Genomic DNA, 10,564 nt, shown 5'->3' on the forward strand with positions numbered 1-10,564 from the left:
ATCAGGTCGGCTTGCCGCCGGGCGGCGCCTTTTCGATCCCGGGCAGTCGCGCGATCTGCTCGGCGAGGAAGTCGACCAGCAGCCGCACCCGCGCGATGCCGGACCGCTCCGGCACGATCAGCATGTTCAGTGGAACGGGAGGCGGCGAATAGTCCGGAAGCACGCGTTCGAGTCTGCCGGCCGCAAGAAGGTCCCCGACCAGCCAGAGATGGGCCGGCGCGATGCCGCGACCGGCAGCGAGCGCCTCTCGTGCGGCAAGCCCGTGGTCGACACGCAATCGCCCGGACAAAGGCACCGCATGGCGGCCGCCGCGGCGTCCGTGCAGCACCAGCATGTCGCTGCCGGCGATGTTGGACATCCCCACGGTCTCGTGTTTGGCGAGATCTTGCGGGCGCGCGGGCCTGCCGCGAATGGCCAGATAGTCGGGCGAGGCCACAAGCACCCGGCGCGACCGGCCAAGAGGCTTGAGCTTCATCGAACTGTCGGTGAGCGGGCCCAGTCGGATCGCGACGTCGACACCTTCGCGCACGAGGTCGATCCGTTCGTCCGTCAGGCTGAGATCGACGGACACGTCCGGATAGCGGTCCTGGAAGGCGAAGACAAAACGGCTGACGTGGAGAACGCCGAAGGCCGCGGTGCAGGAGGCGCGTACCGTCCCGGCAGGCGCGCCGCGCGTGCTGCGTGCCTCTTCGCCGGCGTGCTCGACAAGGCGCAGGATCTGTACGCAATCGGCGTAGTAACGGCGCCCCTCGTCGGTCATGGTCACCCTGCGCGTCGTTCGCGTGAGCAGCGGCACGCCGACCGCTTGCTCGAGCTCCCGAATGTGCCGCGTGACGGTGGACTGGCCGAGACCGAGCTCGCGTGCCACCGCGGACAGGTTTCCCCGCTCGGCGACCCGCACGAAGCTGCGCATACGGTCGAGCGAAACCTCCGGTCTATCCATTTTTCGGCATAATCCTATCCATTGCCGATATCTAGCGGATCACGGCCGGCGGGGCTAGTTGCTGTGCGAAATCATCAATCATTGGTGCTGATCATGAAAGTGTTGATCGTCTTCGCCCATCCCGAACCGGGCTCGCTCAATGGCGGGCTGCGCGATGTTGCCGTCAGGTCCCTTGAGGCGCAGGGCCATGAGGTGCGGGTGTCGGATCTTTATGCCCAGCGCTGGAAATCGGATGTCGATCGCGCGGATTTCCCCTCGCTGCCGGCGGACACGCGACTTGCGCCAGCCGCCGCATCCAAGCAGGCGTTCGAGGCCGGCACACTGACCGTCGACGTCAAAGGCGAGATCGAGAAGCTGCTGTGGGCGGATGTGCTGATCCTGCAATTTCCACTGTGGTGGTTCAGCATGCCGGCAATCCTCAAGGGCTGGGTCGACCGCGTGTTCGCCTACGGCTTCGCGTACGGTGTCGGCGAGCACAGCGACAAGCGGTGGGGCGACCGTTACGGAGAGGGGACGTTGGCAGGCAAACGCGCGATGGTGATCGTGACGGCGGGCGGCTGGCAGGAGCATTATTCGGCACGAGGGATCAACGGGCCGATCGACGACCTGCTGTTCCCGATCAATCACGGCATTCTCTATTATCCGGGATATGAGGTTCTTCCGCCGTTCGTGGTCTACAAATCCGACAAGCTCGACGGGGCCGCTTACCAGGCGGTTGCCGAAAGTCTGCGCGAGAGGATGAGAACGCTTGCGACGACCCCGCCCATTCCCTATCGGCGCCAGAATGGCGGCGACTACCTGATTCCGGGCATGCAGCTCCGCGCGGGGCTCGAGTATTCCGCGGCAAGCGGCTTCGCGCTCCATGTCGAGCGGGCCGAGTCGCACGGCTCGCGTGCCGAGCCGGATGCCGTGCGGCCGCCGACGGATGTTCGCGCGGCAACAGCCTAGGTCTGCGGATTGCCTTGCATGACGGCGGACGCGTGCGGGATCACGACACCCGCACGCGGTGCGCCGGAAAGCTTCGAAGCAATCGATCATGCACGGGCGCGAACTCGATCGCCGCGAACGTGCTCACTCCATCACCGTCCGCGTCAGCGTGCTCCTCGCGAATTTCTTCAGCGGCATCGGCTTGCCGAACAGAAAACCCTGCACGAAGTCGAAGCCGAGCTCGTTCGCGGCAACGAGGTCGGCGCGGCTCTCGACGCCTTCGGCGATCGCACACGCGCCATAGCCCTGCGCAAGCTCGACGATGTGCCGGCACACCGTGCGCTTGAGGCGGTCATTGCCGCTGCCGGTGACGAAGTGCCGGTCGGCCTTCAGTTTGATGAAGGGGAGCTTGCCCAGGTCCATCAGCGACGGCCAGTTGGCGCCGAGATTGTCGATCGACAGGCCGATATTGTGCAGGCCCACTTCGCGCGCCACCTCGCCGAGGACATCGAGGTCGCGGATCGCCTCCTCGCTGTCGATCTCGATCGTCAGTCCGCCGAAGGCCGGATGCGTCGGCATGCGACGGCAGAGATCGCGCACGGCCTGCGGCTCCTTCAGATACGAGGCCGGCAGGTTGATCGAGAGATCGACCGGGCTCTGGTGCTCGAGCAGATAGTGCCAGTCCTGCACGGCGCGCTCGATCACGAATTCCGAGAGGTCGCGCAGATGCGGATCGTGCGCCTCGGGAATGAAATAGGCCGGCGGCACCACGCCCCAGGTCGGGTGGCGCATCCGCACCAGCGCCTCGGCGCCGTTGCGGATCAGCGTCCTCGCGTCGATCTTGGGCTGGTACCACAGCTCGAGCCAGCCGGCATGCAGGGCCTCGCCGACATGCACGGCCGGGCTCGGCGCCGGCTCCTCCGGCAGCAGCATCGCGACGCGCTCGCGCAGCGTCTCGGCGGCAAAGGGCGTGGTCAGCGGCGGCAGCATGGCAAGGCCATATTCCTCGCCGACCTGCTGCACGGCCCTGACGATGATCGACTCGCGGGCGCCGACGGCGAGAACCTTGCCGTCGAAGGCCTCGCGCACCAGCGTCTCCAGAAATGTCCCGGGCTCGATGCCGTCGGCGGCGATTCCAAGCAGGATCAGGTCCGGTAATTCGCTCGTCAGCACGGTTTTCAGCTCCTCCGCGCTGGCGCATTCGGTCGTGACGAAGCCGAGATCCTCCAGCACCTCGGCGAGGAAAGCACGCAGATGGCGCTTGCCGTCGGCGACGCAAGCGCGCGGCGTTACCTTTCGCCGCCCGAAGGTTTTGGGCCTTCGTCCGGCGAGTTCTACAATTTGATCGTTCATCTCAAGCCACTCCCGTTCGGCGACGGTGTTAGCGATGGGAGCAGTTTCAAATATGGAAGGCTTCAGTCGATTGTCGGATTATCTGGGTAACGTTAAAGCCCTCATCATTCCTAAAATTGTTCGGATCTCGTTCGGGAAGTCTTTACGTCTGACCGCGTGTGACGGACGCATGACACGGTCATCGCGAGAGATTTTTTGAAAGCTGCGGCCGGTGCGAGAGCAAGGCCGGTGTCCTGCAATTGGACGACGCCGTTCGCGCTTCGCCCAATTGAATAACGATGGCCTTCAATTGTTTGTGGCCTTGTCGTGCTGAGCCATGCCGACCGCCTTGTAGTCATAGGTCGGATAGAACTCGGTGCGGTACGCGCCCCACGCGGTATCCTCGATGACGCGATTGACTTCGCGCAGTCGCGAGGCCGGCAGCCGCAGCGTGATCACCTGGCCGATGCCCATCATCACGTACCAGCTCACGACCTCGATTCCGGGCGGCGGAAACGCCTTGTGGAATCCCTGCTTGTCGAGCTGCGCATTCAGCTCGTTGAGCGGGCGGGACTGGTCGTGCTTGAAGAAGACGGTCAGAAGCACCGCGTTGTCGGCGGTCGGCGCGGCATTGCCTTGCGGCGGCGAGGTCTGCGCCATCGTCGTCGATGTGAGCGCCAACGCGCCCGCAAGCATGGCCGCCATCGTCAATGTCCGTCGGTTCGATCTCATCGCGGAGTCCTTCCCAATGCTCATGCGGTGCATCGGAGAATAGGAGCGACAGCTACGGCCGAAGAACTCATTTTCGCGCGATGCGCGAATGTTCCGCCTCCGCTCGCGACGGTTCTGCGACGATGCGCGCGGCCGCGACGGCGAAAGTGTGAAGCAGATCACATGCGGCTTGCTGCACCTGCGCTATTGCTCGAGGCAGCCGGTGGTGGGCTGTCGAGGATCGCAGCAATGACGACGCGGCGGATATTGTATTGGTGGTTCAGGTTCGTGCTGTCAGGGCGATTTCTCGATCGCTTCCTGTGCCTGCCGCGCGCGCATTGATTGCGCTGCCGAATGTCAGGTCTGTCCGATCAATTTGCGAAACGCTGCCGCGCCGTCCTGCACGGCGTCGCGTCCCTTCCAGGCCAGATAGGACAGCTTGCCGCCGAGCGTGTCGTGGCTGCGTAGCCGGCGCGAGCCGAGAATGTGTCCGACATTGGCCGGGAAGCGGCTCACCTCGGCGGCCACCAGCGCCGCGATCGCGTCCATCAATTGCTGGAGGCGGACGCCCCATTCGCAATGTTCGATGCCGTCGATGCGGACCTTGAGCGCATATTCGGTGTCGTAGATTTCGGCGAGCAGGTCGCGAGCGATCAGCACCCGGTTGTGCCGGAGCGCGATCCTGAGGGCGAGGCGCTTGTCGTCGAGCCGGTCGAGCACCATGGCAACGACGCAGGCATAGGGCGTGGCGGCGACGTCGGCCGCGCTCTTGCTCGCGGCGGCCCTGGTGGCCAGGTGCACCAATTGCCAGGACGTCTTCAGCCGCCGCGCTACCAGCGCCAGCGCGAAGGGCAGCGCCTCGGGATGAGCCTTCTTGAAGGCATCGAGCCGCGCGGTGATCTGGGCGACCTGGCCGTCGTCGAATTTCGCGATCTTCTCGGGCAGCTTTTCGTTGAACTTCGGCAGCGCGGCGCCGGCGCGCAGCACCTGCTGCATCTTCTTGACGTCGTCGAAGGCGCTGCGCGAAGCCGTGTATTGCGCGAGCTTGCCGCGGGCGAACTCGGTGCTCTCCGTCGAGGCGAGGGTGTTCTCGAGGACCTTGACGACCTTGGTCTGGAAGATCGACGCGATCTTCAGCACTTCCTTCGGGTTGTTGGCGGTGACCTGGTCGTTGATCGCCTTGATGTAGTCGCGCGCCATGGTCGGCAGCAGGTCGCGGCAGATCCACTCCCAGATCGGGGTGAGGGTGTTGCGCGAAATTCGCCCCATGTTGGGGTGCTCGGGTGCGCCGTCGATCAGCAGCAGCTCGAGCGGCGCGAAGAAATAACGCGAGGGGCTGGTGGCGCGCGCCTGGGTCGATCCGTCCTTGCGAAACTCGGCGCGCAGGCGGGCCTGGACGTCGGCCGAGCCCGGCATGTCGATGCCGCACAGCTCGAGCCGCTCAAGCTCGCTGAGCAGACAGCTGCGCGACAGCGGCGTCAGCCTCTGCAAGAATTCCGACAGCCGGTCGATCTCGTTCATGGCACGCAATCTTCCGCAACGATTCCAGCAAGCCCACGGGCTCAATGCATGGAGGCATTTGCGCGCTCTCAATCGGATCTAGAGAAGCAAGTCGCCGTTAATTTATCCGTAAAATCCGGGGGCGGCGGACGACCGTCCGGGAGACGGCGGTTAAGGAGACTTCGGCCTATCTGCCCAGGAAGTGGGCGGAGTTCTCAACCCTTGCATGGTCGAGGTCAGCTTCGCGCAAGCATAAATTGTGCCGATGCCGGCGTTTTAGCGCAAAACTGCCAAAATCACCGTAATCTTACGGAGCAAAAAGTTAACCACAGATCGGCCCGGGTTCCGCTAAACAGGTCACATGGGGTCACAGAACGATACGGCGACCGATTCGCGGCCGTCGGAATGGTACGAAAGCAGCACTGCTTCGGCTGAAGAGCTCGACTTCGTCCGCCTGAACGCCGCCCGCGCCAAGGCCGCCGACGAAATGGCCGCCGCCATCGCCCGCGAGCTCAATGGCCCCCTGACTGCGCTCCTGCTCTACATGGGCGAGATCAAGCATCACAGCGATCAGCTCGCGCCGGCTACGGGCGACCGCGCCTATTTGCAGCGGGTGGTGGAGAATGCGCTGACGCAGACCGAGCGCGTTTGCGGCCTGGTCAAGCAGCTTGCCGGTCCCCACAAGGGCGACTCGCCGATCCCTCCCCGGATCGAGGACGCCGAATCGAAGGCCGCCCGTGTGTCGCAGCCGCAGCGCGTGCCGAGCGCCGAACTCCTGGGCCTGTCGGGCCAGAAGCGGCTGACCAAACGCGAACGCGAGGTGCTCCGGCTGATCAGCGAGGGCTATTCGAACAAGCAGGGTGCGCTTCGGATGCAGATCAGTCCGCGCACGTTCGAGAGCCATCGCGCCGAGGCGATGCGCAAGCTCGGTGCGCGCAACACCGCGGACCTCGTCCGCGCGGCGCTGCTGCATTCGATCGATTGAGGTTGTTGTCTTGCGCCGCCGGTCGCGGCGCGGGGCCGGGGCGGCCGATCGCGTTCAGAAGTAGTCTTCCGAGAAGGGGCGCGCGCGAGAGACGGGGCGCAGCGGCTTGATCTCTTCCTTCGGCGCGTTCGGAATGATCGTGATGGTCCAGCGGGGAGGGATGCTCGATTCCTGCTCCAGCACCGAGCGCACGAAGCCGGTCACCGTCGACTCGCCAGCCTTCACCGTCGCCATCCGGCCGTTGAACTGGGCGATGCGAAAGCGACGGACCTCCTTCTGGTCCACAGTCTCGTAGGTGAACATGGAAACCCTCCTGGTTTCCCGCGACTATCACCAGCTATGATTAGCCATCTGTGAAAATCCCAAACCGTAGAAGTACGGCGGGGTTGCATCGGTCTCGTTATGCCTGCGGATCCTGCGCGCGCGCGGCGGCGTAGGCGGCATCCATGCGCTCCAGGAGATCACTGAATTCGGCCTCGCCGAGCGTCTCCGCGGTCTTCTCCAGCCGCAGCGCCAGCGCCGCGAGCCTGAGATAGCCGAACGTCCCGGCCGCGCTCTTCAGCGAATGGGCCTCACGCGCGATTTTGGCGGGGTGATGCGCGAGCGAGAGCGTGCGGAACAGTTGCAGGCGTGCGCAGGTCTCGCCCCAGAACACGGCGCGCACTTCGCCGGCGCCGTCCTCGCCGATCTCGCGCACCAGCGCCGCGTACGCGCCCGGCTCGCGCGCGGGCTCGGCATCGAGCGCTGCCTGAGAAGGCGCAACGGTCATTTCAAGCATGGCTTGGCCTGCCTTGGTCACGGTTCGTTTGTCGCGTAGCGCGTTCGGCGCGCGGATCGGTCCGTGTCTAGGGCATTTGAATTTCAGTTCCGGTAGCAGGACAGCGGGTGTTTGCAGGCCGGCATTAGCCGCAGGTTTACCACGCGGCAGCGCCGGTCAGCGCTGGCCGAGCAGACGGTCGTACTGGGTCTTCACGGTGGCGTAGCATTCGCACGCGGTCTGGCGCAGGCCGTCCAGGTTCAGGATCTGGATGTGCCCGCGGCTGTAGTGGATGAAATTGGCCTGCTGCAAGGTATTGGCGACCAGCGACACGCTGTTGCGCCGCGCCCCGATCATCTGCGCCATGGCCTCCTGGGTCAGCAGCAGCCGATAGTCGCCCGACAGATCATGGGTGTGCAACAGGCAGCGCGACAGCCGCGATTCCACCGGGTGGGCGGCGTTGCAGCCCGCGGTCTGCTGGACCTGCACGTAAACCGCAAGCCCATGGCGCGTGAGCAACGTCCGCAGGGTGCCGCTCTGGTCGGCCGCGATGCGCAGCCGGTCGAGATCCATCATCGACGCGACGCCAGGAATCAGCACGATCGCCGTGTTCAGCGCGCATGCATCGCCCATGGTCGAGAGCGTGCCGAGCAAGCTGTCGCGGCCGATCATCGCGACCTGCACGTGCTCGCCCTTGGCGAACTTCACCACCAGCGAGATGACGCCGCGGTGGGGAAAGAACGCGCGCTTGAGCGTCTCGCCGGCCTCGACCAGAACGGCCTCGTGCGGCAGATCGACCGTGCGCAGGTGCGGGCGGATCAACTCGTAATCGTCCGCCGACAGCGCGGACAGGAAACCGTTGGATGGACGCGCCATCGTTTCCAAAGCTGCCTCCCGTCTCGTCAGGCAGGGACTTGCGAGAGCGAATTTGCCGATCCCAGCACGGGCGGGCTCCATCATGTTCCCGTCGGGATATATAGGCAATTGAGACAAGATGTCCGGGTGCGGCGTCACCCCTGCGAGGCTGTGTGCACCACGGCATGCCGACCGGCCGCCTCGGGCTCTCGTCACCGCGGCGCTCCGAGCAGGCGAGAATGGAAGGCCTTGACCGCCGCATAGCAGTCGCAGGACGTCGTCTCCAGCGCGCGCGGTTCGATGACTTCGATCTGCCCGCGGGTGTAGCGAATGATGCCAGCCCGCTGCAGCGCATGCGCGACGAGCGAAATGGCGTTGCGCCGCACGCCCATCATCTGTGCCAGCGCCTCCTGTGTCAGCGGCAGAATCGAGCCGTCGGAGAGGTCGTGGGCCCGCAAGAGCCAGCGCGCCAACCGGGCCTCGACCGGGTGCAGCGTATTGCAGAGCAACGATTGCTGCGCATGTGCGAGCAGGACCTGCTCATGACGCACCATCAGACTTCGAAACGGCACGCTCGCGGCGGCGATCGTCCGGAAAGCCCCGATTTCAAGCATGGACGCCGTGCCCGGGAAGAGCACGACCGCGTCCGCCAGCGCGATGCCGTCGGTAAGCGCCGCGCCGCCGCCCACGACGCTGTCGCGTCCCAGCATTGCGATCTCGATCATTTGCCCTTCGGACAAGCCCAGCGTGATCGAAACGGACCCGCGGTGCGGGAAGTAGACGTATCTCAGTGCGGCGCCCGCTTCGCCCAAGACAGATTCCCTGACCATTTCGACTGTCGCGAGATGGGGGCGCAGCAGGTCGAAATCCGCAGCATCGAGCATTCGCAGCAATTGATTGGGCGGGGAGCCGCTCGCGGTCATGCAGGATCAATTCCGACGCGTTCAATCTAAGATCGACGCCGCGTCCATTTGTCCGGTCAAGTTGCGTCGCAACAAAGCATATTGTACAGGTTGTGTGGCTGTCCATATACCCGTTAGAGGGCAGACAGGCTGTCGCATTTGCGCCGGAAATAAGTACTGCGCGCTGATTCGCTCGGGAACCTTCGCGCATCCTGCGAGGCTGCGCAGGAAAAAGCGGTAGGGGGGCCTTCATGAGCCGGCAGCACTGCATCCGCGCTGCGATCGGACGCCGGTCAGTCCGCGCAGCCTCGTCCATTGGACGAGCGGTTACCGCAACCGGACATCGCTCCGAACAATGGCGCCGCACGGCTGCAGATTTCGCATCCGTCGTTTCCGTTTCCTGTCTCCGCCAAAGGTGTTTGCGACCGTCAATTCTTCGATCCCAACCAGAGGAGAAAGGCGTGCCCCACGGTTCAATTATTGAATCGCCGAAACTGGAAGCTCAAACGGGGACAGAAAATCTGCGCCATATTCTCGTTGTCGACGACGACCCGATGGTGTGCATGGCCATCGAGGTCTATCTCCAGCGAAACCATTTTCGGGTGACGATTGCCGAAGGAGGCGAGGTCGAACTGCGCGCCCTCGAACACGATCATTTCGATCTGGTGATCATCGACATCTTCATGCCGCACATGCGCGGCTTCGAATCGATCAGGATCTTCCACGAGCGGGCCCACCATTCCGCTGATCGCGATGTCCGGCTACGCTTTCGTAAATCTGAATTCACCCGCTCCCGATTTCCTCCGGATGGCGCTCGAGCTCGGCGCGGCACGCTGTCTGCGCAAGCCGTTCACGCCGCTCGCGTTGCTCGCCGCCATCGAGGATTGCCTCGCGGAGCACCGTTCCGACGACATTATCTCGGCCGCGCGCCTGGGTTAGCGCGGCGCAGGCCGTCGTAGCGGCGGGGTAAGCATCCGTTTACCACAACCGCGGGCCTTACGGATCCCGGCAGGGCGCGATGCGATGGTCGCAAGAGCGCTCCCGATTGCGGGCGATCGGCTTCGATCCCACGCGGGCCGTGCATATCGTCCTTCACGAGCAGAACTTTTCGCGCGTGTTGCCTCGCCGTTATCGGCGCATTTACCTAACGCTTCCTTTCGTGACGGTTCGGTGCCGTTTTGCCGAAAAGTGCCGCAACATGCGGCTGAACCGCAAACTTCTCTTCAATATCCGTATTAGCACGGAGGATGAAATTAACGGGACCGTGAAAGGGGTTGTCTAACGATCCACGCGCGGACTTCCGTCGATGCCAAGCGTGGCTCAGGCGCCGAAGCCCAGCTCAGTAAGGCGTAGCTCATGGATGATCTGTTGCGGGAGTTCTTGACGGAGACCAGCGAGAGCCTGGACACCGTCGACAATCAGCTGGTGAAGTTCGAGCAGGAGCCGAACAACGCCAAGATCCTGGATAACATCTTCCGCCTGGTCCACACCATCAAGGGTACGTGCGGCTTCCTCGGCTTGCCGCGTCTGGAAGCGCTGGCGCATGCCGGCGAGACGCTGATGGGCAAATTCCGTGACGGCATGCCGGTGACGGGGCAGGCGGTGACGGTGATCCTGTCCTCGATCGACCGCATCAAGGAAATCCTCGCCGG

Annotated in this window: 11 protein-coding genes and 1 pseudogene; 4 read left to right on the plus strand and 8 right to left on the minus strand. The window is 64.1% G+C overall.

Annotation, left to right across the window (positions count from 1 at the left end):
* Nucleotide 1: 1 nt before the first annotated feature.
* Nucleotides 2-943, minus strand: a complete 942-nt coding sequence (locus E4K65_RS40415; RefSeq protein ID WP_135178840.1) for a LysR family transcriptional regulator — start codon at nt 941-943, stop codon at nt 2-4.
* A 93-nt stretch (nt 944-1,036) separates the two neighbouring features.
* Between E4K65_RS40415 and E4K65_RS40420 the strand changes: the two genes are divergently transcribed.
* A complete protein-coding gene (locus E4K65_RS40420) occupies nt 1,037-1,891 on the plus strand; it encodes an NAD(P)H-dependent oxidoreductase (RefSeq protein WP_135178841.1) in 855 nt (284 codons plus the stop codon).
* A 123-nt stretch (nt 1,892-2,014) separates the two neighbouring features.
* Here the strand turns inward: E4K65_RS40420 and E4K65_RS40425 are convergent, their stop codons facing one another.
* From E4K65_RS40425 to E4K65_RS40435, 3 genes are all read right to left on the minus strand, one after another.
* The gene (locus E4K65_RS40425; protein ID WP_027547581.1) at nt 2,015-3,223 is read right to left on the minus strand and encodes an EAL domain-containing response regulator; all 1,209 of its coding nucleotides are present in this window, start codon (nt 3,221-3,223) and stop codon (nt 2,015-2,017) included.
* A 285-nt stretch (nt 3,224-3,508) separates the two neighbouring features.
* Nucleotides 3,509-3,934 carry a hypothetical protein gene (locus tag E4K65_RS40430; protein ID WP_209312135.1) on the minus strand — a complete coding sequence of 142 codons (426 nt, stop codon included), beginning with the start codon at nt 3,932-3,934 and terminating at the stop codon, nt 3,509-3,511.
* A gap of 336 nt (nt 3,935-4,270) precedes the next feature.
* Nucleotides 4,271-5,434: a hypothetical protein gene (locus E4K65_RS40435; RefSeq protein ID WP_135178842.1), complete on the minus strand. Its 1,164-nt coding sequence runs from the start codon at nt 5,432-5,434 to the stop codon at nt 4,271-4,273.
* A gap of 340 nt (nt 5,435-5,774) precedes the next feature.
* Between E4K65_RS40435 and E4K65_RS40440 the strand changes: the two genes are divergently transcribed.
* Nucleotides 5,775-6,398 (plus strand): helix-turn-helix domain-containing protein, encoded by a 624-nt coding sequence (locus tag E4K65_RS40440; protein WP_135178843.1) that lies wholly within the window; start codon nt 5,775-5,777, stop codon nt 6,396-6,398.
* Nucleotides 6,399-6,452: 54 nt separating this feature from the next.
* On the opposite strand, the gene E4K65_RS40445 is transcribed toward E4K65_RS40440, so the two are convergent.
* The 4 genes from E4K65_RS40445 to E4K65_RS40460 all read right to left on the minus strand — a co-directional run bounded on the left by E4K65_RS40445 (nt 6,453) and on the right by E4K65_RS40460 (nt 8,933).
* Entirely contained in the window at nt 6,453-6,701 is a 249-nt protein-coding gene (locus E4K65_RS40445) for a hypothetical protein (protein ID WP_135178844.1), read from the minus strand.
* A 97-nt stretch (nt 6,702-6,798) separates the two neighbouring features.
* Nucleotides 6,799-7,176, minus strand: a complete 378-nt coding sequence (locus E4K65_RS40450) for an Hpt domain-containing protein (RefSeq protein ID WP_167771549.1) — start codon at nt 7,174-7,176, stop codon at nt 6,799-6,801.
* A gap of 156 nt (nt 7,177-7,332) precedes the next feature.
* Nucleotides 7,333-8,031, minus strand: coding sequence for a Crp/Fnr family transcriptional regulator (locus E4K65_RS40455; RefSeq protein WP_209312136.1), 699 nt, complete (start codon nt 8,029-8,031; stop codon nt 7,333-7,335).
* A 191-nt stretch (nt 8,032-8,222) separates the two neighbouring features.
* Entirely contained in the window at nt 8,223-8,933 is a 711-nt protein-coding gene (locus E4K65_RS40460) for a Crp/Fnr family transcriptional regulator (RefSeq protein WP_135178847.1), read from the minus strand.
* A 440-nt stretch (nt 8,934-9,373) separates the two neighbouring features.
* Here E4K65_RS40460 and E4K65_RS40465 point away from each other — a divergent pair.
* Nucleotides 9,374-9,851 (plus strand): annotated as a pseudogene (locus E4K65_RS40465) (response regulator).
* 417 nt (nt 9,852-10,268) lie between these two features.
* The coding region (locus E4K65_RS40470; protein ID WP_197969154.1) for an Hpt domain-containing protein at nt 10,269-10,564 on the plus strand (296 nt) is incomplete at its 3' end.

The organism is Bradyrhizobium niftali (assembly GCF_004571025.1).
Classification (GTDB): Bacteria; Pseudomonadota; Alphaproteobacteria; order Rhizobiales; family Xanthobacteraceae; genus Bradyrhizobium; species Bradyrhizobium niftali.

Bases quoted from the DNA above. Each gene is read 5' to 3' on its own strand.
- E4K65_RS40415 (WP_135178840.1), bottom strand. From the start codon at position 943: ATGGATAGACCGGAGGTTTCGCTCGACCGTATGCGCAGCTTCGTGCGG.
- E4K65_RS40420 (WP_135178841.1), top strand. From the start codon at position 1,037: ATGAAAGTGTTGATCGTCTTCGCCCATCCCGAACCGGGCTCGCTCAAT.
- E4K65_RS40425 (WP_027547581.1), bottom strand. From the start codon at position 3,223: ATGAACGATCAAATTGTAGAACTCGCCGGACGAAGGCCCAAAACCTTC.
- E4K65_RS40430 (WP_209312135.1), bottom strand. From the start codon at position 3,934: ATGAGATCGAACCGACGGACATTGACGATGGCGGCCATGCTTGCGGGC.
- E4K65_RS40435 (WP_135178842.1), bottom strand. From the start codon at position 5,434: ATGAACGAGATCGACCGGCTGTCGGAATTCTTGCAGAGGCTGACGCCG.
- E4K65_RS40440 (WP_135178843.1), top strand. From the start codon at position 5,775: ATGGGGTCACAGAACGATACGGCGACCGATTCGCGGCCGTCGGAATGG.
- E4K65_RS40445 (WP_135178844.1), bottom strand. From the start codon at position 6,701: ATGTTCACCTACGAGACTGTGGACCAGAAGGAGGTCCGTCGCTTTCGC.
- E4K65_RS40450 (WP_167771549.1), bottom strand. From the start codon at position 7,176: ATGCTTGAAATGACCGTTGCGCCTTCTCAGGCAGCGCTCGATGCCGAG.
- E4K65_RS40455 (WP_209312136.1), bottom strand. From the start codon at position 8,031: ATGGCGCGTCCATCCAACGGTTTCCTGTCCGCGCTGTCGGCGGACGAT.
- E4K65_RS40460 (WP_135178847.1), bottom strand. From the start codon at position 8,933: ATGACCGCGAGCGGCTCCCCGCCCAATCAATTGCTGCGAATGCTCGAT.